The organism is Psychrobacter sp. ANT_H56B (assembly GCF_008369245.1).
In the GTDB taxonomy this organism is placed as follows: domain Bacteria; phylum Pseudomonadota; class Gammaproteobacteria; order Pseudomonadales; family Moraxellaceae; genus Psychrobacter; species Psychrobacter cryohalolentis.
The window spans coordinates 1-23,547 of record NZ_VOBF01000005.1; the positions used below are offsets into that span (position 1 = coordinate 1).

The 23,547-nt window shown below is 42.4% G+C and carries 21 protein-coding genes and 1 pseudogene; 11 read left to right on the plus strand and 11 right to left on the minus strand.

The genetic code is table 11. From position 1 onward, the window contains the following. Both FQ082_RS07545 and glnE read right to left on the minus strand, forming a co-directional pair. Positions 1–89, minus strand: a pseudogene (locus tag FQ082_RS07545) (IS1595 family transposase); the annotation flags it as partial. A gap of 145 nt (positions 90–234) precedes the next feature. After that, a complete protein-coding gene (glnE, locus tag FQ082_RS07550) occupies positions 235–3,081 on the minus strand; it encodes a bifunctional [glutamate--ammonia ligase]-adenylyl-L-tyrosine phosphorylase/[glutamate--ammonia-ligase] adenylyltransferase (RefSeq protein WP_149492637.1) in 2,847 nt (948 codons plus the stop codon). 421 nt (positions 3,082–3,502) lie between these two features. On the opposite strand from glnE, the gene tusD reads away from it, so the two are divergent. The 4 genes from tusD (at position 3,503) to FQ082_RS07570 (ending at position 5,094) form a co-directional block, all read left to right on the plus strand. Continuing rightward, positions 3,503–3,934 (plus strand): sulfurtransferase complex subunit TusD, encoded by a 432-nt coding sequence (tusD, locus tag FQ082_RS07555; protein WP_149492638.1) that lies wholly within the window; start codon positions 3,503–3,505, stop codon positions 3,932–3,934. A gap of 69 nt (positions 3,935–4,003) precedes the next feature. After that, positions 4,004–4,327, plus strand: coding sequence for a hypothetical protein (locus FQ082_RS07560; protein WP_149492639.1), 324 nt, complete (start codon positions 4,004–4,006; stop codon positions 4,325–4,327). Positions 4,328–4,402: 75 nt separating this feature from the next. Further along, a complete protein-coding gene (locus tag FQ082_RS07565) occupies positions 4,403–4,741 on the plus strand; it encodes a hypothetical protein (protein ID WP_020443373.1) in 339 nt (112 codons plus the stop codon). After that, positions 4,738–5,094 carry a TusE/DsrC/DsvC family sulfur relay protein gene (locus FQ082_RS07570; RefSeq protein WP_149492640.1) on the plus strand — a complete coding sequence of 119 codons (357 nt, stop codon included), beginning with the start codon at positions 4,738–4,740 and terminating at the stop codon, positions 5,092–5,094. The genes FQ082_RS07565 and FQ082_RS07570 overlap by 4 nt, the downstream gene beginning before the upstream one ends. Before the next feature lie 65 nt (positions 5,095–5,159). Here FQ082_RS07570 and FQ082_RS07575 read toward each other — a convergent pair whose 3' ends face one another. After that, the gene (locus FQ082_RS07575) at positions 5,160–5,723 is read right to left on the minus strand and encodes a tRNA (cytidine(34)-2'-O)-methyltransferase (protein ID WP_149492641.1); all 564 of its coding nucleotides are present in this window, start codon (positions 5,721–5,723) and stop codon (positions 5,160–5,162) included. A gap of 261 nt (positions 5,724–5,984) precedes the next feature. Here FQ082_RS07575 and FQ082_RS07580 point away from each other — a divergent pair, with 261 nt between their 5' ends. Beyond that, the gene (locus FQ082_RS07580; RefSeq protein WP_011280495.1) at positions 5,985–6,125 is read left to right on the plus strand and encodes an entericidin A/B family lipoprotein; all 141 of its coding nucleotides are present in this window, start codon (positions 5,985–5,987) and stop codon (positions 6,123–6,125) included. Positions 6,126–6,220: 95 nt separating this feature from the next. Here FQ082_RS07580 and hemW read toward each other — a convergent pair whose 3' ends face one another. After that, positions 6,221–7,531 carry a radical SAM family heme chaperone HemW gene (gene hemW, locus FQ082_RS07585; protein WP_149492642.1) on the minus strand — a complete coding sequence of 437 codons (1,311 nt, stop codon included), beginning with the start codon at positions 7,529–7,531 and terminating at the stop codon, positions 6,221–6,223. A 229-nt stretch (positions 7,532–7,760) separates the two neighbouring features. On the opposite strand from hemW, the gene FQ082_RS07590 reads away from it, so the two are divergent. From FQ082_RS07590 to accC, 4 genes are all read left to right on the plus strand, one after another. Continuing rightward, positions 7,761–8,258, plus strand: a complete 498-nt coding sequence (locus FQ082_RS07590; protein ID WP_149492643.1) for an EVE domain-containing protein — start codon at positions 7,761–7,763, stop codon at positions 8,256–8,258. Between the two features lie 379 nt (positions 8,259–8,637). Beyond that, entirely contained in the window at positions 8,638–10,005 is a 1,368-nt protein-coding gene (locus FQ082_RS07595) for an MATE family efflux transporter (RefSeq protein ID WP_011513501.1), read from the plus strand. A 261-nt stretch (positions 10,006–10,266) separates the two neighbouring features. Beyond that, on the plus strand, positions 10,267–10,698 hold the full coding sequence (gene accB, locus FQ082_RS07600; protein WP_149492644.1) for an acetyl-CoA carboxylase biotin carboxyl carrier protein: 432 nt from the start codon (positions 10,267–10,269) through the stop codon (positions 10,696–10,698). Between the two features lie 204 nt (positions 10,699–10,902). Then, on the plus strand, positions 10,903–12,264 hold the full coding sequence (gene accC / locus FQ082_RS07605) for an acetyl-CoA carboxylase biotin carboxylase subunit (protein ID WP_149492645.1): 1,362 nt from the start codon (positions 10,903–10,905) through the stop codon (positions 12,262–12,264). 122 nt (positions 12,265–12,386) lie between these two features. Here the strand turns inward: accC and FQ082_RS07610 are convergent, their stop codons facing one another. After that, on the minus strand, positions 12,387–13,001 hold the full coding sequence (locus FQ082_RS07610) for a hypothetical protein (RefSeq protein ID WP_149492646.1): 615 nt from the start codon (positions 12,999–13,001) through the stop codon (positions 12,387–12,389). Between the two features lie 278 nt (positions 13,002–13,279). After that, a complete protein-coding gene (gene leuA, locus FQ082_RS07615; protein WP_149492647.1) occupies positions 13,280–15,064 on the minus strand; it encodes a 2-isopropylmalate synthase in 1,785 nt (594 codons plus the stop codon). Between the two features lie 217 nt (positions 15,065–15,281). Here leuA and FQ082_RS07620 point away from each other — a divergent pair, with 217 nt between their 5' ends. Then, on the plus strand, positions 15,282–15,770 hold the full coding sequence (locus FQ082_RS07620) for an Lrp/AsnC family transcriptional regulator (protein ID WP_149492648.1): 489 nt from the start codon (positions 15,282–15,284) through the stop codon (positions 15,768–15,770). Between the two features lie 19 nt (positions 15,771–15,789). Here FQ082_RS07620 and FQ082_RS07625 read toward each other — a convergent pair whose 3' ends face one another. The 5 genes from FQ082_RS07625 to FQ082_RS07645 all read right to left on the minus strand — a co-directional run bounded on the left by FQ082_RS07625 (position 15,790) and on the right by FQ082_RS07645 (position 22,082). Further along, positions 15,790–17,091 (minus strand): YbfB/YjiJ family MFS transporter, encoded by a 1,302-nt coding sequence (locus FQ082_RS07625; protein ID WP_149492649.1) that lies wholly within the window; start codon positions 17,089–17,091, stop codon positions 15,790–15,792. 103 nt (positions 17,092–17,194) lie between these two features. Then, positions 17,195–18,550: an ABC1 kinase family protein gene (locus FQ082_RS07630; protein ID WP_149492650.1), complete on the minus strand. Its 1,356-nt coding sequence runs from the start codon at positions 18,548–18,550 to the stop codon at positions 17,195–17,197. 74 nt (positions 18,551–18,624) lie between these two features. Beyond that, complete coding sequence (locus FQ082_RS07635; RefSeq protein WP_149492651.1) at positions 18,625–19,419, minus strand: HesA/MoeB/ThiF family protein; 795 nt, start codon at positions 19,417–19,419, stop codon at positions 18,625–18,627. A gap of 15 nt (positions 19,420–19,434) precedes the next feature. Then, on the minus strand, positions 19,435–20,361 hold the full coding sequence (prmC, locus tag FQ082_RS07640; protein WP_149492652.1) for a peptide chain release factor N(5)-glutamine methyltransferase: 927 nt from the start codon (positions 20,359–20,361) through the stop codon (positions 19,435–19,437). Between the two features lie 47 nt (positions 20,362–20,408). Further along, the gene (locus FQ082_RS07645) at positions 20,409–22,082 is read right to left on the minus strand and encodes an AmpG family muropeptide MFS transporter (RefSeq protein ID WP_149492653.1); all 1,674 of its coding nucleotides are present in this window, start codon (positions 22,080–22,082) and stop codon (positions 20,409–20,411) included. Between the two features lie 495 nt (positions 22,083–22,577). Here FQ082_RS07645 and FQ082_RS07650 point away from each other — a divergent pair, with 495 nt between their 5' ends. Then, on the plus strand, positions 22,578–23,507 hold the full coding sequence (locus FQ082_RS07650; protein ID WP_011280508.1) for a LysR substrate-binding domain-containing protein: 930 nt from the start codon (positions 22,578–22,580) through the stop codon (positions 23,505–23,507). Positions 23,508–23,547: the final 40 nt, after the last annotated feature.

Below are 23,547 nucleotides of genomic sequence, written 5' to 3' on the forward strand. Positions count from 1 at the left end.
GCGGCTGTTCTAGCGGTTACTTCAGCCGTGAAAAACTCTAACAGTCGTCGCTGTACTTTTTTACTTAGTTTACAACGGGTTATCTTCATAAAAGCAGTCTAGCATAGTGCTTATCTACTACAGCCCCAATATTTTAGTTCATTACTGCAGTGCCTTTATTTATATGGCGTTAAATATCAGTGCCAAGACTGTCTTAACACTGTCCTTTCATTCAGCACAGCCGTTTTAATACCGCTATTCTGTCGATTCTACACCCATCAAATGCTGCCACTGCGCCTGTACGAGTGCACGGGTTTCAGTCCAAAGCGACTCATCGACCAGTAATGACTGCTCGGATAGTGCCAATTGATGCGTTGCAGCCCTTATGCGCAAATAAGCATCCGTCAAATCTTGACAGATCTCACTCTCCCAAATACCTAGTGTCGCCATCTCCTCAAAGATACGGACGTTATCGCTCCATTTGGTCAAGGTTGGATGCTCATGCGAATAGGCCAGTACGGCAAATTGTGCCAAAAACTCGATATCAATGACACCGCCTGCATCTTGTTTAAGATGAAACTTACCCGCTTGCTGTTGCCATTGGCTCGTACCCAGATGCTTTTGCATTTTGATACGCATACTTGTCACTTCGATACGTACTTCCTCAATTGTGCGCGGTAATGCTAAGACCGTACGGCGAATATCACAAAAACGGGCTGTGACGCGTTTATCACCGCAGATTGCACGCGCCCGTACCAGCGCTTGATGCTCCCATGACCAAGCTTTCTCAAGCTGATAGGTTTCAAACGCATGACAAGACACCACCATCATGCCAGCATTGCCGGAGGGACGCAGGCGCATATCCACCTCATAAGCACGGCCATCACGGGTTTGGGTATTAAGATAGGTCATGAGCTTTTGCGCCAAGCGTGCCGCAAACTTCATGCCACTGACCGAATTTTCACCCGTGGTCATACCCTGCTCTTTTATCTTATGCAAAAACACCAAATCTAAATCTGATGAATAAGACAACTCAAGACCGCCAAGCTTACCGTAGCCTATAATCGCAAAGCCGCAATCTGCTTCGGTCACCGGATCGCCATCTTGACCGATAGGATAACCATAACGTTTCACAATTTCAGCAAAAGCGCGCTCAAGCGCTGCTTCTAATACCACCTCGGCAATGTATGTTAAAGAATCCGACACTTTCATGATTGGACGTTCAGCCAACACATCACTGGCGGCAACCGCTAATACTTGATTCTTTTTAAATAATCGTAATACGCTAAGCAGCTTTTCTTCGTCATTAGGCTCTACTCTTAATAACTGCTGACGCAAGATATCACGCAGCTCAAGCTTGTCTGGTAAATGCCGATAGCGTTGCTGTAAAAATGTATCTAATAACACTGGATACTGTGCCAGCTCTTTGGCAATCCAAGGGCTAGCAGACAGCATCGGAATCAACTCAACCGTGGCGTTTGGGTTCTCTGCAATCATGACTAAGTAGATAGAACGACGACAAATCGCTTCAAGCAAGGCAATCAAGCGCGGCAATGCAGTATTCGCCAGTTGCTGCTGATCTTGATGAGCAAGTAGCGCATGCACAATTACTGGATACGCTCCGTCCAAGCGTTCACGAGCCTCATCGCTTAAATTGGCAACCATTTTTGACTGCCAAAAATTTTGCAATTGGCTATGATTCTCTTCCGTCAACACGTCATTTAAACGAGCCACTTGCTCATCCAAGTTAGCAGGTTCTAGCTCATCATCGTGATCCGGTACTTGCCTTTCAGTAACCATACGCTCAAACGGCACATTGACATGATATCGATGATAATTAAGCGTATTTAATAATGCAGCCCAGTCTTCAAACCCAAGCGTGAGCGCAAGATTGTGCTGCCAATGCACATCATGAGGAAGACGCTGGGTTTGCTGGTCATTGATTGCTTGAATACCGTGCTCAAGCCGGCGTAAAAACCGATAAGCACTCTGCAGTTCTTGATAAGTGGTTTCTTCTAAATACTTAAGCTCATACAGCGCCTGCATTGCCTTTAAACAAGATTTGACCTGTAGTTGCGGATGCCGTCCGCCATAAATCAACTGGAAAGCTTGAACGATAAACTCGATATCTCGAATACCACCAGCACCGAGTTTGATATTGTCCAAATCTTCACGCTGGGCGACTTGATTTTGAATCAGAGACTTCATCTCTCGTAATGCCGAAAAAGCACTATAATCGACGTAATATCGAAAGACAAACGGCTTAATAAGTGCTTGAATGTCATCATAGAACGGTCGCTCTATGTGTCCAACCACGCGGGCTTTTAACCAAGCAAATCGTTCCCATGCCCGCCCATGTTGAGAAAAGTACTTTTGTAACGCCGATAGATGAATCGCTAAATCGCTACCATCGCCCCATGGGCGCAGGCGCATATCTACCCGAAATACAAAACCATCCGCAGTATTGTTATCGAGCAGCTTAATAATACCTTGACCTAGGCGCGTCATAAAACGTTTATTGTCGATACTACGCGTGCCTTTAGCTTTATCACCGTCAGTTTCACCGCGCGCTTGATGGATAAAGATCAGGTCAATATCACTCGATAAATTCAGCTCATGAGCGCCAAGCTTGCCCATTGCCATAATCGCCATATCATCGACTTGTACATTGCCTTTCTCATTAATAAAGGTAGGCTGACCATATTGAGTCACCAACTGCTGATAGGTATAGTTTTTCGCAAATAAAATACAACCATCAGCGAATTCGGACAACTCGTCGGTCAATTGCTCAAGTTCAATCACTGCCAACGCGTCTTGCCATACCCAACGCATCATCAGTAGCATACGCAAATTGCGTAAACCACTCATCACTTTGGTTTCATGACCAAGCTGATAATTTTCGTCCAAGGTATAATCTTGTATTAGGTCATCAATCTGTTGGCGCGTTAAGGTCGTGTCTAAAGGATAACTGCGTAAAAACGTCTGGCAGGCGCCCGTGCGACTTTGCCAAATTTGATAAGCAAACTCACTGGCAGTTTGCAATACTTGTAGCTGTTCTGATGTGGGCTGATAGCCGTTACCATTTGGAGTGGTAGATAGCATAATGATGTTACCTCATTGCAGCATAGAGCCATAAGCCTACGTGAACTGGGCGAATAAGTTTATTGTTTTTTCTTACGGAACGGTCACAACTGCTATGGATCAGTGAAACACCATGCTTTTATAGTAACATAAATAAAGTAATGCGCTGCCAAGAGCAAGCATATAGCGAATTCAGTATTAAAGCGCTACAGTAGGACTGGGATGAATTTTACGCAGCCTCTGTCGGCGTAGGCACAGCACGCCAGAAAAATTTATACCAGTACTACGTTGGAACATAACGTATCTGTTTTATTTAGAATTGACTATACTTGCAAAAAATGAAAAAGCGCTGAATGATGATACAATATACAGCCACAGGGTCTCAGTTCTTTTTCAATACTCATTTATTCAATGCTTATTAATACTATGTGATACCGCGATTATGACACTCTCAACGCCTCTACTTTTGATCACCGCTGACCCAAGCCATCCACTTGCCTATCTGGCATTACGCTATGCGCGCGCTTATCTACAAAACGCCTCTTTAGCCGATAATGCGCCTAATAGCGCGGATCATGAAAACTCTGTATTAAGCATCTTTTTTTATGCAGATGCAGCACATACTGCCAATCGTTTAAGGTGGCAGTCAGCCGATCAATCAAATATTACCCAAGAGTGGCAGGCACTGGCAACACAGTATAATCTTGTACTGCCAGTATGCGTCAGTACGGCACTCAGTCGCGGTATTAGTGATACGGACAACAGCAGCCGCCATCAGTTAGAGACAGAAAATCTAGCGACAGGTTTTAAGCTAGTAGGTCTGAGTGAGCTTGCTATGATGATGCAAGGCGACTGTCGCTTACTACAATTCTAATAAAAATGATGGAAATAAAAATTCAGTTTGATACTAATAGATAGCGACAAACAAGATTAGGAATACCTCATGAAATTACTCATTCGGCTGCATACGCCCACTGAAATGGCAAGCTATGAAGGCTCTGCGCTGGCTTTGACTTTGGCAACCTTTGGGCACGAAGTGCAGCTGTATTTGGATGCGCCCGTCTTTGGATTTTTAATGCAGCCAAACTCACGCTTGCAAGGTATGATTCAAGCGCTTGAGCTTTATGACATGCCGCCAGCGTGGCTACCTGACGATGTTTTTAGTGGCTGGATAGCTGGCATGCTACCGACGGACTTGGCAATGCAGTTAGTCTTGATGCCAGAAGAAGTAAATTTACAAGTATTTGAGCAAATTCTCACTTTTTAATCTTAAAGCTATAAATAGCAAAGCTGATGTAAAATTTTATTGTTTCAAACCTATAGCAAGCAATCGGACACGAGTATGGCAACTTTATATCAATTACATAGCAGTATGGATACGCTCAGACGCACTACGGAACAAATGGCGTTGTCATGGCAGGCGGGCGATAGCATCCTTTTATTGGGTACAACCGTCGCATTTATAGATTGGTTCAATGCGTATTTGGGCGATATCGAGAATATGGAAATAGAAACCATTGCAGGTATTTACGCGCTTGCCGACGATGTGGCACAGTTGCATGAAAATACCGCAGCGAAGCTTAATCTAGCGGCAAAGCTCACTGGTATTTTAAGCGATGCCGAATGGGTAGCGATGACCCAAGACAGCCGCTTTGATAAAGTAGTGACGATTGCCTTATGAGTATGTCTACTAACTCGTCTACATCCTCTCTGACCTCAATCAATGTGGCATTAGACCAAGATGGGCATTTATGTGACCACACTATCTGGACGCCCATTATTGCACAGCAGCTAGCTAATACCTTGGATATCGTCTTAGATACTGAGCGCTTGGCTGTGTTACAGCAAGTACGAGCTTTTTTTGTAAAATTCAATCACGCACCTGCCACGCGCCCACTAATAAAATGGCTGCAGCAGACTTTACCTGATGATGACATCAGCAATCAAAAGTTGCAGCAGCTGTTCAATACTGGCTTGGTCGCCCGCCATGTCAATCGCCTTGCTGGGCTGCCCAAACCGCCTAATTGCTTATAAATGACCATAAAAAAGGCAGATAAATCATTTTCTTTATCTGCCTTTTTTAATTTTAATAATAAAAATCACTCTTTAGGGTCGTAGACGGTGAGTGTCTCATAGCCGATACTACGACCTTCATCACCGCCAAATCCTTGTTGTCGCCATACCTCGTATAAACATATTGCCACGCTGTTCGACAGATTCAAACTGCGTGAATCTGCTAGCATTGGCAATCGTAGCCAGTTATCAGCGCCAATATCTTCACGTATATCATCTGCCAGTCCCGCTGTTTCTGAGCCAAAAACCATGGCCACGTTATTTCCAGAAAACTCACTGCCCGATTCTGCAGTTGCTTGTCCACCAAAGTCATAATCATAAAAAGGCTTACTTAACTTGGTAGTCAACGCCGTAATGGCATGACAGTCAGCATCTTGCAGTGCTTGCTTTGCCATTGACCAATTGTCGTGCACTTGTAGATGAGCATACTCATGATAATCCAATCCTGCACGGCGCAATTTTTTATCATCCAGCTCAAACCCTAATGGTTTGACCAAATGCAGCTGCGCCCCACTATTGGCACACAGACGAATGATATTGCCCGTATTACTGGGCATTTTTGGCGCTACCAGCACGATATGAATGGTCATACTCTCTCCGTCATTAGCATTAGGGTTATTTTTCTGACTTATATAGCAAAGGTAATTAAAAGTTACAGTTTACTGCCAATAATTACATTTTGATACTGGGCACGTATTTTAACTTTGATTATGATGGCTGTAACGGACAAAGGGATGATATAAAAACATTGTCATCGTCTGTTATCATCTTGCAGTGCAACTTAGGATCAACATCAGGTTTCACTGTTACTACACTACTTATCTGTATCTGTCTTTTTTGAGGAATATACCATGAAAAAATTAGTTATCGCATCTTTGGCTGCTATGTTTGTATTAACTGGTTGTAACACTTTTAAAGGTCTAGGCCAAGACGTATCAAGCGCTGGTAGTGCTGTAAGTGGTACTGCACAAGAAGTACAAAACAAAATCTAAGCTTTAAATATTTAGGTTGTTTAAAGGGCTTATCATCTATGTGATAAGCCTTTTTTATTAAGCTTAAGTTCTGAACATTTAACAAGCATACTTCGCTATAAAAATGCTCTTAATATTTGATTGAGATACCTTTTACCAAGTTCTGTCGGTTGCAACTGTTCCGGATGATCTATCAATAGACCTTGCTCGATTAATGTAGCAACTTGTATGGCAATGCTGTCATAACTTAGCCCCGTACGTGCTTCAAATAACGACCATGCTACGCCACCATGCAAACGTAAGGCATTAAGCATAAACTCACTAACCAACTCTTCTTCATCAATCGCTTGCCAGCCAACCATTTTTGGCGCTGATATTGATGCCCCATCTTGGACATGAGCTTCTTCATATTCCATATAACTTTTTGGCATACGGGATTTACTAAAGCGATAGATACCTGCTTGGTTGGTTTCATTATCAATAGTCCAGAAATCAGTCGTCATCTCATTGCCAATACCTTGTCCAATAGTGACTTTTCCATGAGCACCCGCCCCGATTGCCAAATAGTCACCAAACTGCCAGTAGTTGACGTTATGTTGACAAGGCTTATCCGCTGCCCCAGACCATGCGGATACCTCATAATTGCAATAGCCTAAATTCTGTAATAATGTCTGACCAGATTCTTCTATATCTGCCAAGCGATCCTCATTGGGTAAAATTGGCTGACTGCGATAGAATACGGTATTTGGCTCAATGGTCAGCTGATACCATGAGATATGGGTCGCACCAGCATCGTGTGCCATTTGAATATCGTCTAACGCCTCGCTCATGGTTTGCTCTGGCAGTCCATGCATCAAATCCACGTTTACGCGCTCAAATCCAGCTTCTCGAGCTGCTTTAATTGCAGATAGCGCTTGAGTAGGATTATGAATACGTCCAAGCGTGGTTAATTGTTCAGCAGAAAAGCTCTGCACACCTATCGATAGGCGATTAATACCCACCTCTAAATACTCAGCAAATGGCGCATGCTCAAGGGTACCTGGATTTGCCTCCATGGTGATTTCGATGTCGCTAGAAAATTGATAATATTTCCGTAAACCATCAAACAAGCGCTGGTATTGAGCAATGGGCAACAACGACGGCGTACCACCGCCGATAAATATGGAGCTAATCTCACGTCCTTGGGTCAATATCTGCTGCATCGCAGCATCTTGCAATAATGCATCTACATATTCATCATACATGGACAGCTGACTATCAACTGGTAGCTCATGTGAATTAAAATCACAGTATGGGCATTTTTTGACACACCACGGGATATGGATGTATAACGCCAATGGAATGTCTGTCACTTCTACTGCATTCGAATGAGCATCATGAAAAGGCTTTGCTTGCTGAGACAGTTGATTAGGTTTGATATTTGACATAAGCGGACTTATCTATAAATAGGTAACTGCCATCAGTAGCAGAAAATACCGCTAGGATAACGGCTAAGCACAGTAAAAAAAAGCCTAACTTCAAGAAAATTCTATCGATAACAAAACCCATGACAAAGGCTCATGTTAAAAATTCTTAGTTATAGGCAAAATAACTAAGAATCACCATTATTATATAAAATAATTATAAATAACCAACTATATAAAAAGGATAAAAACCATGGCATATTGGCTTATAAAATCTAATCCAAGCTGTTTTAGTATAAAAGACTTAGAAGGTGCAGGAACAGAGATGTGGGATGGCGTGCGTAACTACCGAGCCCGCAATTTTATGCGTGATGATATGCAAGTAGGTGACAAGGCGTTTTTTTACCACTCTAGTGCTAAACCCTCAGGCGTTGCTGGTATCGTGACTATTAGTCAAGCTAGCTATCCTGATATTACTCAATTTCATCCTGAACACCGGCATTACGACCCGAAAGCCACCGCAGAGAATCCGCGATGGTATATGGTGGATGTGACTTTCAATCAAGCTTTTAACAATATATTACCACTGTCAGAGCTAAAGTTTCTGCCCGCGCTCGAGGACTCATTATTACTGAGAAAAGGCTGTGAGCAATTGACCATCATACCGCTTGAGCCTAAACACTGGTATGCAATCATGGATATTGCAGAAAATCTTAATTTAATGTCAGAAGATACTGACTCTATTGAATGAATAATTCTGGCTTACAAGCACAAAATTGATGTTTAATTCTTCTATTAAGGGCTGAGTACACCTATAAATGCGAGATTTATCAAACCTTTGTAAAACATTTACATTATAACCTAACTTCTTTACCATTCTATTAACTTATGACCTGTCACTTCATCACTTGGATTGACGGGTCATTTTTATTTTAGCATCAGTGATTCTTTTTTCACTCTGCATGCTTAGTGTTATTAAAAATGGACTTGCTCATATTATTTATCGGAGTATTATCGTCGCACACCTCCTATTTTACTGTCTCGCTATTGATTTATTAATGGCTGTGTTTGTTCATTAGTAAAATTTGTTTATCAAAAATAATTATTGTAAAGAATAAAAGTTGCTCATTATGGTTTTCCCGTTGTCTTTTGTAGATTTTAAAAGTTACAGTTTACGCTTAGGTATACTCGCGCTGCCCATCTTAATCACCCAGTTTTGTCAAGCTGCGCTTGGTGTTGTCGATGCCATTATGGCAGGTCAAGTTTCGGCACTTGATTTGGCTGCTGTCGCTGTCGGCTCAGGTATTTGGCTACCATTATTTTTATTAGCAACAGGTATTTTGATTGCGACTACGCCTCTGATCGGTGAAGCCATTGGTCAAAACCAACTCGATAAAGTACCACATATCACGCAGCAGTCATTATGGACGGCTGGTGTCATTGGTATCCTTGGTTTTATCATTGTCAACCTAGCACCCAATGTACTTGCCCTCATGGGTGTTCCTGAAAATATACAACCGATAGCAACTCAGTATTTGCATGGCGTATCATTTGGCTTCCCTGCAATTGCCGTTTATGCGGTGCTGCGTAGTTACTGTGAAGCGCTTGGTCGACCTGAGCCAGTGACAGTTATTAGTATCATAGGGCTGCTTGCAGATATCCCGCTCAACTATATTTTTATCCATGGCTTGTTTGGCATGCCTGAGATGGGTGGCGCTGGTTGCGGGGTAGCAACTGCTATCGTTTTGTGGATTAACGTCTTATTATTAGCCGCTTATACCAGCTTTACTAAGCGTCAGCAATTTGCCAGTACGCGCTTTTTTTATGCCTTTGCCAGCCCAAATCGGGCACAGATAAAAAAACTTCTCAAGCTTGGTATTCCGATTGGCGTCTCTATCTTTTTTGAAGCCAGTCTATTTAGCTTAGGCGCACTGGTGATTAGTCCATTGGGTGAGCTGGCAACCGCATCGCACCAAGTCGCCCTATCAGTGACCTCGCAGTTGTTTATGATCCCAATTTCGGTCGCGATGGCACTGACCATTATGGTATCCAACCGCTTTGGTGAAAAAAACCTAATGGCACTGCGTCAAGTACAAGCAACCGGTCTTATATGGACGGTACTTATTGCATTTGCTTGTATGATTGGTGTTTGGCTATTTAGACCACAATTGGCAGCGGCATTCACTGACAATCCTGTAGTACGAGCTCAAGCCATGCATTTGCTCATCTTTGCGCTTGCTTATCAGCTATTTGATGGCTGGCAAGTCAATGTCGCAGGCATATTACGGGGCATGCAAGATACTACAATACCGATGTGGGTTACCCTATTTTGCTACTGGATAGTGGCACTGCCGCTTGGTATTTATCTAGTACGCTTTACTGATATTGGGGCGCAAGGTTTTTGGATGGCTTTAATTACAGGGTTATTTTTATCGTCTATTTTACTTACCATACGTTTACGCTACCAACAAAAGAGATTGCTGGCAATGTGGGGATAATAATAAGACTAGGTTTACACAAGTTTATCTAAATGTTATCTCTCATAATCATCACTGGCGCTCGCAAGTCACATAGACTATGATAAATTCTTGAGCATTTCTTACTCAAACGAGCGCTTACGTCATAATATGTAAAAAAACTCAGTTAACAACTGTACATCGATTGCTCATTGCCGTGAATATAGGTATCATTAGCAATTATCTACACAATATTTAGTTACACTATTTTTCTCGAATTTGTTACAAGGCAAAAATACAATTATGGATATTGAAAAAATACGCACCCTCATTGCACTCATGGAAGAAAGCGAACTGGTTAATTTGGAAATCAGCTCAGATGACGAGCATATCAGTTTGACTCGTCACTATGATGCACCGGCGCCAACGATGATGGCTGCACCTACTGCTGGTGCTGCTACACCTCATACTGCCGAATCGCAGCCTGCGATGAAAGCAGGTAGTGTTGAGACATCACCTATGGTTGGCGTTTATTACTCAGCCCCTAGCCCTAATGATCCACCATTTATAAAGGTTGGACAAAAAGTGCAAGCTGGTGATACGCTTGGCATCATTGAAGCGATGAAAATTATGAATCCTCTTGAGGCGACTCAAAGTGGTGTCATTGATGAGATCTTGGTCACTAATTCTGAAGTGGTACAGTTTGGTCAGCCTATCGTACGCTATAAAGCGTAACCAGATTTGCCAACCTTTACCTCGTTCTGATGGAGAGCGTGCTATTTATCAGGCAATACCAACTTATGCTTAGGCTATTTTAGCTTAATCATATCTAAGCTTAAAGGTTTTAAAGTTAGATAATCATTATGCTTAATAATAAGTTTTGATATTGCTGAATATAGTGACTCCATTAAAAAACGCCGCTTCAATAAGGATGACCCCATGATAAAAAAACTGCTCATCGCCAATAGAGGTGAGATTGCTCTACGTATCGTTCGCGCTTGTAAAGCCCTTGGTATTCAAACCGTTGGTGTTTACTCTACGGCTGATGCCAATTTGATGCACTTACGCTTTGTTGATGAAGCCATTTGTATCGGCAAGCCTAATGCCAATCAAAGCTATCTAAATATCAATACTATCTTGACTGCTGCTGAGATTACTGGCGCTGATGCCATTCACCCCGGTTATGGTTTTTTGGCTGAAAATGCTGAATTTGCTGAACGTATTGAAGAAGCTGGACTAACCTTTGTAGGCCCTACTGCAGATCATATTCGTCTGATGGGCAACAAGGTTTCTGCTATCAATGCCATGAAAAAAGCGGGCGTGCCAACAGTACCTGGTTCAGTAGGTGCTGTAACGCTACACAATGCTGAAGAGCAAGCGCGCAATATTGGTTTTCCCTTGTTGATTAAAGCAGCATCGGGTGGCGGTGGTCGTGGTATGCGTGTGGTTGAGCGCTTTGAAGAAATTATCGGTCAAGTGCAAGCGGCTAAGCAAGAAGCTGAGCTATGGTTCGGTGATGATACGGTTTACATGGAACGTTATCTTCAAAACCCGCGACATGTAGAGATACAAGTACTTGGCGATGGTAATGGTAATGCCATTCATTTATATGACAGAGATTGCTCATTGCAGCGCCGTCATCAAAAGGTTTTAGAAGAAGCCCCTGCCCCTGATATTCCTGATGATGTCCGTCAGCCTATCTTAGATGCTTGTGTAAAAGCATGTAAGCTGGTCAAATACCGCGGTGCTGGTACTTTTGAGTTTTTATTTGAAAATAATGAATATTTCTTTATTGAGATGAACACTCGCGTACAAGTTGAGCATACTATTACTGAGATGATTACAGGCATCGATGTGGTCGTTGAACAGTTAAAAATTGCAGCTGGCTACGGTCTATCGTATCGCCAAAGTGAGATTGAAATTCAAGGTCATGCGATCGAATGTCGTATCAATGCTGAAGATCCAGTGACCTTTATGCCATCACCTGGTACTGTTACTCAGCTGTATTCACCTAGTGGGGCTGGTATCCGCTTTGACTCACATCTATATCCTGGCTATGAGATTCCAAGTTACTATGATTCTTTGATTGGTAAGCTTATTTGTCATGGTCAAACCCGTCAGCAAGCGATTTCTAAAACGCTACAGGCACTTGATGAGTTGGTTATCGAAGGTATCAAAACAAATATCCCGATGCATCGTGATGTAATCTTATCAGATGATAATTTTGTTCATGAAGCACAGAATATTCATTATCTTGAAAGAGAATTGTTAACTGCTAATAAAGAAAAAGCTAACTTGTGAACTGATCACATATTGTTATCCTAAAGATTTGTTCTCATTAAAAAAACCGCTATCCATGCAGATAGCGGTTTTTTAATGATGATTGTAATTAAAGCTAAAGCAAAGTCACCGAAAAACCATTACTATGGCAGAATTCTATTAAAATTCATAAAGCACTCTTTGCCATCAGGATCAGCACACCACTGCATTTGATTGCCATCATGATTTAAAAATGCAATCAACGCCTCATTGCTCTGATCTATCTGGCTGCCGGAGCAATCCACTTCATTGTTATCGTAAACGGTTTTAATAGCAATGATAGGTAGCCCCTCTTCACGGTGCGTAATCAAATAACGTCCATAAGTCCACTCTTTGCCACTGACTGACCACATTTCATTATCAGCAGCAAAGTTGTAAAGCTCACGGCACTGAGCAGATTTCTTTGCTGACGCAATGAGTTTTTTGCTGGTATCAGTTTGAATATTAATAAGACGTTTTTCGTTTTGTGTCAATAGTCCTGCACCGGCGTCGAATTTAGGTTCGTTACTTTTAATCTGACTCTTATCTTTTAACGCTGCTTGCCGCGCCTCAGCTTCTTTGGTCATCGTGATACTACTGTTTAAATCAATCTCCCACTGTCCAGCAATTGCAGGACTAATATGTGTGGTAATGGTCGGCTTACTAACTGCTTCGCCATTTACTGGCAATGATGCCAAAATAGCAGCTAATGAAAATGAAGCAAATGAGAGAGGTTCCATAATTAACCTTGTTATTTATACTATTATAATAATGAATGCTATGTACATTAGCGTAAGTCTTAGTCACCGAAAACACAAGTAACATTATGATATTAGGCTTTAACCTCTCAGTGGTAAGCACTTCAATAAGATCTCTAATTACTGAGGTTCAAACATAGGTTCAAGCATAAAAAATAACGCCATGGCTCTAATTTGCTTATCGCAATGAGCCATGGCGTTATACTTATATAAACGTAAACTTATATACCTAAATATTTAAATTCTTAAGTACTTAGTTCTCAAACAGCAGCGATACTAACTGATTGAGCAAAGGCTGACAATGCGCCCTTTAGCATGGCTGATACCGTGCTGCTACAAGTACCGATACCGGAATAAACTTCACCATCTACATTTAGCTGTATATAAGCAGCAGCATTGGCATTTGTCTTATTGTCTCTATTGTTATCATCATTGATACCATCACCGCTATTATGCTGCGGATTAATTGCATGCTCAGCGTAGTTAATGACATGGATTGATTTACCTGTGTGCTGCGCCAATCCATCGATAAACGAAGATAACGGCCCATTACCATCACCATCTATAGTGATGGTATCGCCATTCATCTGAACTTGACCGTTAAAGTAGACTTCGCCGCCTTTATTGTTGACCGTATAATCTAACAGCTCAAAACTGCCTTGCTGTAAATAAGTGTCTTCAAAGGTCTGTAAGATTTCATCATTCTGCAATTCACGAGCCGTGGTTTCAGCTTGTTTTTGTACCACACCACTAAAGTCAATTTGCATCCAACGTGGTAAATTAAAGCCATAGTTGCGCTGCAAGATATAAGCCACACCGCCTTTACCAGATTGGCTATTGATACGAACCACATCCTGATAGCTGCGACCAATATGTGCAGGATCAATTGGTAAATATGCCACATCCCAGACGTTTTCTGTCTTCTCCACATGCTTCTCATTATAGTCGAGGCACTTTTTGATTGCGTCTTGGTGCGAGCCGCTAAAGGCAGTAAATACAAGCTCACCCACATAAGGATGACGTGGATGCAGAGGCAAGTTATTGCACTCGCTAACGACTTGTACAATCTCACTCATGTTACTAAAATCAAGCTCAGGATCAATACCTTGGCTAAACAGATTCATCGCCATGACCATGATATCCATATTGCCGGTACGCTCGCCATTACCAAGCAAGGTGCCCTCAATACGATCTGCGCCAGCAAGCACACCAAGCTCAGCCGCTGCCACCGCACAGCCTCGGTCATTATGCGTATGCAAGCTAATAGTCACATGCTCACGCTTGGCAAGATTACGACAAAAATACTCGACTTGATCAGCGAATACATTGGGCATTGACGCCTCAACCGTCGCAGGTAAGTTTAAGATTACCTCTTGACCATTCTCGGGCTGCCAAACATCACAAACGGCATCACAGACTTCAACTGCATATTCAGTCTCAGTTTGGCTAAAGCTCTCAGGTGAATACTGGAATACCCATTCTGTTTCTGGATATTTAGCAGCATATTCAACCAATAATTTAGCACCAGTGACAGCTATCTCTTTGATTTCAGCTTTATCTTTAGCATATACTTTTTCGCGCTGAATACGGCAAGTTGAGTTATAAACATGAACGATGGCACGCTTTGCGCCTTTTAAGGATTCAAAAGTACGAGCAATCAAATGCTCACGTGCCTGCACCAATACCTGCAAAGTCACGTCATCAGGCACATGATTTTCCTCGATCAATTTACGAGCAAAATCAAACTCGACTTGTGCCGCTGAGGGAAAACCTATTTCAATCTCTTTAAAACCCACCTCTACCAAGGTTTCAAAAAAACGCATTTTTTGTTCAATAGTCATCGGATCAATCAATGCCTGATTACCATCACGCAGATCCACACTTGCCCATATCGGTGATTTCTCTAGCGTTTTGCTCGGCCATGTGCGATCTGGCAACAGTGGCGCAAATGCAAAAGGGCGATATTTACGGAAATCGAAAGCGGCTTTTTTTGGTGTGCTCTTTGCAGCGGCAGGCGCTACAGGGCGTGTTGCTTGGTCAGACATAATCAATCCTTAGATGGCATTAGGTTGGTATTTTTAGTGAGGCAATCAATGCCAAGATCCTGCTTTATCATACGAGATAATACGAACTTATGCCATTATAATAACAAAGTTTATAAGGTGAATATCGGCTTTATAATAAGTATATTTACCTTATATTAGTGAAATACGATAAATAAATCTCTATAATTGGCATAATCCACTAATAAAAATACTTATTATGCAATATACTCATTCTAATCAGCTGTTAATTGCAGATATTGATGACACAGATAAACGCTTATTGCGCTTATTACAGACCGATGCACGTATGAGCATTACTGAGCTTGCCGAGCGCGTTAATCTCTCGGCAACCCCTTGTGCGCGCCGTATTAAGCGCTTAGAAGATAGTGGCGTTATCACCGGTTATCATACTCAAACCGATGCCCAAAAACTTGGCTATCCCTTGGCAGTTTTCATTGCTATCAGTATGGACCGTCACACAGCTGACCGTTTTGAGCAGTTTGAGCGCAAGGTTAAAAGCTTCAATGAAGTCATCAGCTGTAGTATCGTCACTGGTCGCTCTGAGGACTACCTGATTAAAGTACGCGTACGGGACATGGCTCACTATGAGGAGTTTTTATTGCATCGGTTAAATCGTATCGAAGGCGTGGCACAAGTCCATACTAGCTTTGAGCTGCGAGAAGTATTCAGCCGCAGTATGGTTTAATCATACTAAAATGATTCGCTTAAATGATTATTTTTTGCAGTCGGTTCGTTTGACGCCAGAAAAAGAATACCAAAACCAGTCCTGTCAGTAGTCCTATAGCCGCTACCAACAACCCTGCATTAAAGTTATCATTCTCTCCCGCCAGCGCTACCGTTACTAATGGTCCGATGAACTGCCCTATTGCATAGGCTAATGTTGCCAGTCCTATCAGCAGATTTGAATAGATGGGATTTATGTTTTTAATAATCGTCAAGGTCATAGAGACCATACCCACAAAGGTTAAGCCTAAAATCATAGCATTAGCATATAAACCAATAGCGCCATCAAACCCTATTGGCAAATACATGCCAAACGCTTGCAATAACGTCAAGCCCATTAAGGTTTTGACTTCACCAATACGCTTGGCAAGAGCACCCCAAATCGGGTTTGAGAGCATGGCAAATATACCTACCACCAACCAAATAGACAGTCCAGCAGAATTTTGAGTGGTCAAGCGCTGAGCTGCCATTACCGGCAAAAAAGTCGCCGATGTAATATAACCAAAGCCTGCCAGCACATAACTGGTCAACAATAACGCAATGGGCTTGCTATGACCTGCTAGCGCCTCGTATAAAGAACGCTTAAAATTAATATAGGTTTGATATAGCGAGGAATAATGATTACTCTGGGGTGTTTCTGAGCTTACTGATGTTGGATTTGATGATGTTGAACCAGATAAAGTAACCATAGCAGACGGACGTATGCCATACAGCAACCATAAAACAGGTAAGCTAATCATTCCAGCGATCAGCCAAATCACGTCGAAATGGTAGCCAAGCGTCAGTAACCACCACGTCAGTATTGCGGAGGCACTGATACCGACGCCGATACCTGCATAGTGTACTGCCGATAGCACCGAACGGCGCTCAAGACTGAAACTTTGAATAACCAAAGATGAGCTTAAAATCATCGCCACACCACTTGCGATACCTGATATCAGCCGAATGCCATACCATAGATTTAATGACATATTTGGCACGACCAACAGCATGGTAGTAATGACACTAACTATTGTCCATAATATTAACATGTGCCATGTTAAACGCTGCGGCACAAACATCGCGATAAGCGCGCCAATAAAGTAGCCAATATAGTTGATTGAAGCGAGCCAACCTGCAATGGTCGTGGATAGCGACAATTGCAGCATAATATCAGGTAAAGTGGCTGTAAATAAAAAGCGTCCAAACCCCATCACCACTGCCATACAGTACATACCAATCAACGCAACAGCTGTTTCATTGGTGACAGTAATAACAGCACGGCTTTTGAGAGCAGTCATCATGACAGGGCCATTTTGTGGCAAAAAGCACACAATCCTTTGTGTTAAAGCAGTAAACAACAATTATGAACGAGTATTAGAACAGCATTAAATATAGTATTTAATCCTACGAAACATTGAGTGTTGGACGATTTTCTTGTTCATTTTTCTCTGCTTGTCCCAACATCTGCACGCGCTGATCACTAAACATATCCATATCAGGTGCAAGCGTACGCATAAAGCGGTCAAAATAGAGCATCTGCTTGGTCAATAAAGCAAAATCACGCGGAAAATGAATACCATGACGCTTACCGACCTCAACTATCTCCAGCATCATTGTATTCAGCTCATCCGCCTGCTCTTTCGTATTAAAAGGCACACCACTGGTAAAGGCTTTGTCCTCTGCCATAATGGTCTTCATCATACGCTGCAAATCATCACCCAATGCCACCACATCAACCTGATTACCACCATGTGTCATCTCCATATCTATCATATGGCGTGCCATCGCATAATAATCATTATCCTGCATGGCTTGCATCATTCCCATGCAAGCGCGCCAGCTTTCAGCCTTCAATTTACCGACAATACCAAAATCTAAAAATCCGATACGTCCATCAGTTAATAGCATTAAATTACCCGCATGCAAATCCGCATGGAAACTATTACACAGCATCAGGCTTGCAAACCAAGTATTGAGCGTATCTGCCATCACTTGGGCAGGATCAGTACAATATTGACGCATCAAAGTTTCATCTACCATAGAGACACCGTATAAGCGGCTCATGGTCAACACACGCTTGGTAGTGTACGCCTCATAGACTTTTGGTGCCACCACGCGTGTATTGCCTGATACTGCCAAAAACTGCTGAAAGTCACGAATATTTTGTGCTTCAGCGATAAAGTCTGTCTCCGCAAGCATACGCAAACGAATCTCATCAATAATCGGCGCAATGCTGGCAAATCTCATTGAAGGCATCAACAATTCAACCAGCTTTGTCACGCCATGCAATACACCCAAATCCGTCTGCATAATGGTTTCGACGCCAGGTTTTTGCACCTTTAAGACAACTTCATCACCATTATGCAAACGCGCTGCGTGGACTTGGGCGATAGAAGCAGAAGCCAGTGGTTTTGAGTCAATGTAGGCAAACGTCTCTTCAAGTGTGAGTCCATTAACAGCTAGCTCTTCTGTTAATACTTGCTCGATATAAGCATAAGACAATGGCGTGGTTTGATCCAAACAGCTTTGGAATGCTTGCACGTACTCACGGGGAAATAATGACGGGGTACTGGCAATAAACTGCCCTATTTTGATATAAGTCGTACCCAGTTGCTCAAAAGTTTCTTTTAACAGCATGGCATCAGGTTTTTCGCCCTTCGCCACTCTAAGCGCTGATAAACCAGCGACACTTGCTGTTTGACGAACACGATTAACGACATTAAAGGTATGTTTTAATAAATGCGGACGATGAATTTTCATAAAAGACAACTGTGGTCATAAGAAGGATATTTGAGAATCGGCGATTATAATTGGTAAAAAATCATTAATTGAAATTAGGAAAGGCTATTACAGACAGGACATTCTGACTCTTTTCGATATCCCATCAAGCGTTGCTGCATCCGACTACCATCCCATATCAGCAGTTTGTTTGTCAGTGGATTTTTGGTTAATCCTAGATATTGCAAAGCTGCATTGGCTTGTAGATTGCCCATGATAGCTGTAGTGCTGGCAAGCACCCCTGAATTGGCACACGTACGTTCATCCACCTCGGCATCCAGTACTACCGAACCAAACACACAGTGATAGCAGCCGGTATTTAGATGTGGCTCAAATAGTGCCAGTTGCCCTTGCATTGCAATAGCAGATGCCGATAATAATGGAATCTGATAGCGCACACTAATACGATTGATGATGTCACGGGTAGCAAAATTATCTGTACAGTCTAACAATAGGTCTGGCGTACCGGACGCCATATCAAGTAACTCATAAGCATTGTCTTCACTCAAACGCGCTATCGTACCGCGAGCTGTGATTAAAGGATTGATACGCATTAACATTTGCGCAGCAGTTAGAGCTTTAGGTTTACCAATATCCTCCGGTAAAAACAATGTTTGACGCTGTAAATTACTGGCTTCAATGTCATCGTCATCAATTAGGTGAATATGCCCAAGTCCTGCACGCACTAAGGTTTCAGAAGCTGGGCAACCTAGCCCACCCGCGCCTATCATGACGACACGTGATGATTTTAGTCGTAGCTGAGCATCAATATCCCAGCCATCAAGCAATATTTGACGCGCATAACGCAGCAGCTCATCATCTAACAATATTTCTGTTTCTACATTACTCATATGGATTACCAGTACTCAATATTGCCGCTTATTTTTATTAAACTGCCCAAGCGTCACTCTATCGTTCCCACCAAAATCTTTAATCGTTTGTATATTATCGAAGTGATTGTCCGCAAATAACTGGCGTGCAGCATGCCCTTGATCAAAGCCATGCTCAATCGCTAGTAGCCCGCCTACTTTTAAGTACTGCGGCGCATGATGGACAATATGTTCGATATCAGCCAAACCATGATTAGGGGCGCTCAAAGCACTAATTGGCTCTGCTAATAAACCTGCTAAATGCTCATCCGCCTCATCAATATAGGGCGGATTTGAGACAATCACATCGAATAAAGGTTCGTCCTGAGTAGACAGTGCATCATACCAGCTACTATGGATAAACTCGATATCTACAGCATTACTGACCGCATTATGCTGAGCAATTTTTAGCGCCTCTAGCGAGAAATCAACGGCAACGACTTGCCAGCTTACTGGTTCCAATTTGCGAGCCAGCTTTAACTCGTGAGCAAGACTGATGGCAATGCAACCAGAACCCGTGCCCAGATCAAGCAGACGCTTATTGCTAGCAGCATTAGGTACAAACTCTTTATTGGCAGTATTTATCCAATGTAGTACTTGCTCAACCAAAACTTCAGTATCGGGTCTGGGAATTAAGGTATGTTCATTAACGGCAAAATCAAGCGACCAAAATGCCTGTATACCCGTTAAATAAGCCAATGGTGTACCTTGCTGCATTTTGGTCACACCAGCATTAAATCGCTCAACCTCAACATCACTTAGCTGATAGCTATCATCCGTTATTAAAAACAGCGCAGGTTTATCAAGGATATATAACAGCCAATCCATTATCCAAAATTTCGGAACAGATAATTCCTCCGCTATTTGTATCGCTTGCTGCTTGATTTGCCATACTGTTACGTTTGCTGCTTTTTGCGCTGTCATAAATGACTCTTAATAATTATATCTGCTTTAATTTTATAACCTCTAACCTACTCTAACGCGCGCGGTGGCTCATTGGTATTGGTTAAATTAGGATTGGCTTTGGTTAACTCAACACCTTTAGTACTGCCACTATTGCCGCCATTGTTACTGTCGTCGCTGCCATCGCCGTAAATATTATCATTGTCACCAATGACGATATATTTATCAACATAATAAATCAGCGCTAAAATAGGAATACCAATTAAAAAAGTAAACATAAAGAAGAAGGGATAACTGGTGCTATCAACGATAGTCCCTGAATAACCACCCACCACTTTTGGTAATAATGTCATTAGTGATGAAAATATTGAATACTGGACGGCGGTAAATCGAATAGATGTTAATGCAGATAAAAAGGCAATAAATACGGCACTAGCAAGACCAGCTGCAAGGTTATCAAGGATCACCGCCAAATACATATACGGCAAGCTCCCAGGATGGTATGTCAGCAGAATAAATAACAAGTTGGTCACGCAGGCAAGGACTGCCCCAACCATCATTGCGCGCATGATACGCATCTTTTGTGCTAATAAACCACCTAAGAAACCACCAGCAATCGCCATGACAACACCAACCAATTTAACGGCGTTGGCAATATCAACTTTAGTAAATGCCATGTCTTGATAGAAGACGTTAGAGATAACCCCAGCAACAATATCGGAGATACGATAAAGACCAATCAGCGCCAATAACAATAACGCCTTTTTACCGTAACGGCGGAAAAAGTCAGCAATAGGCTCAATCCATGTGGTCTTAGCAAACTCTTGCTCCACAAGATTGGCTTTTACTAAGCCGTAACCGATAATCAAAGCCGCTGCCAAACTCGATACCATCCGCACTACTTCGATTAAGAAGCCTGCGAACACACTTTCTGTCTCAGGTAAGACCAAGCCTGCATTAGCAAATACCAGTACAAAACCTATGACTGATATAGCAAACACTAATACTAGACGGGTATATTCTGACGTTTTACGTTCAACAACCACTTGTTGTCTAATCGGCTCATGAATCACCAAGGTTGTAATAACCCCAATGCCCATCACCGCTGCCATAATCCAGTAAGTATTGCGCCACGCCTCATAGCTATAAAAGCTCTCGGTAGAACCAAAGTAATCGGCTAAATATAATGCACCAGCACCAGCGACGATCATCCCGATACGGTAACCCGTCACATACATGGCAGACAAAACTGCCTGTAGACTTGGTGGGGCCAATTCGATGCGATAGGCATCAATGACGATATCTTGCGTCGCTGATGAAAAGCCAAGTAGTACGGCACCTACTGCCATCAGGACTAGGCTGCCCTCATTCGCTGGATTGACACTCGCCATAATACAAATGGCTGCAATAATCATTATCTGCGAGACCAAAATCCAGCTGCGCCTGCGACCTAAGAGCTTGGTTAATATTGGCAATGGCACCGCATCAATTAGTGGTGCCCAGATAAACTTAAAGGCATAACCAAGCGCCGCCCAGCTAAACATCGTTACGACGCTACGATCAATCCCTGCTTCACGCAGCCATAATGATAAGCTAGAGAAAATTAGTAAGATAGGAATGCCAGCGACCAAGCCCAAGAACAGCATGATAAGTGAACGCCGATCAAGATAAGCCTGCATAGATGCGCTAAGTGACTTCTTGGCAATCGGAGAATTGGGCGGAATAGGTTGGACAGCAGACATAACGACTCACCAAAAATTTAGACAAAAAATACGACAGTGCGCTACTTTTTATCCAAAAATTTTATCTACTGGCAGTGTGACATCGAGACTATCAGGATAAAAAAGGACAAAAAATTGCCTAGCTCTGTACAAAGAAAATGACATTTGCTGCAAAATTGAATAATGGTACTTGAGAATGCTTAAATTGACTAGATGTTTTTCCACTAACTACTTGATTGAGCATATCGGATATACTCTATAGCTTGCCTTGGTAAGTACATGTATCTTAACCTTTCTTAAATATAAACTAAGCTATAATTTTTTGGTTTACTCCTATTGGATTTCTATCTAGCGTACTATCCAAGCGATTTTCCTATATTCCATATATGTATAAATAGATACCTATTTATTATATACAAGAATAATAACTTTGATTTACACTACACGCTTGTTATGTTTTTTGGGCGTTTTAACTTTTATAAAGATGACTGACTCTTTATATAATGGGATTAACTTATGGCAATCGACGTAGTGGTCAATCAGCGGCATCTGCAAATTCAACTCAAACAGTTGGAGACAGTATGGCATACCGTAATCAATGGCTATAATTTAAGTCAGGCGGCGACGGTACTGCATACCAGCCAATCAAGTCTCTCAAAGCATATCGCAGCACTTGAGAATCAGCTCAAAACTGAAGTGTTCGTCCGCCAAGGCAAACGTTTGACAGGGCTTACGACAATGGGTACGGCGCTTATGCCGCATATTGAGTCTATCTTTGCCGAAATCCGTACGATTGAAAACCTCAGCCTCGACTTTAACAATCCAAATGTCGGTACATTGACAATTGCCACCACTCATACTCAGGCACGTTACGTCTTACCAGAAGTCGTGAAAGAATTTAAAGAGCGTTTTCCTAAGGTTAATCTCATTCTGCAACAGGCAGATCCTGAAACAATTGCACAGATGGTGATACGTGGGCAGGCCGATATTGGTATTGCAACCGAGTCCTTACTACATAACAACTATCTGCGCTGCTATCGTTATTACGACTGGACACATCGTGTCATCGTGCCAAGCGATCATGAATTGGCAGGACTAGAATCTATCGACTTACCAACTCTCGCCAGCTATCCAATCGTAACTTACCATGGTGGTTTTACGGGGCGCGGCGCCATTGACAAGACTTTTAGCGATGCCGGTCTTGAGCCAGATATCGTGTTGGCAGCACTTGATGCAGACGTGATTAGCACCTATGTTGGACTTGGCTTAGGGATTGGTATTATCGCGGAGATGGCATTTGAGCCAAGTCATTATCAAAATCTAACCGCCATTCCAGTCGACCATTTTGGACGTTTTACCAGTTGGATGGCAGTACGTGATGACGCAGAGATTCGTCAGTATGGACGAGCGTTTATGGAGCTGTGTCAAAAACAGTTCAACAACTAAAACATCCCTACCAAACCGTTATTCCTAGCTTACCCCACCT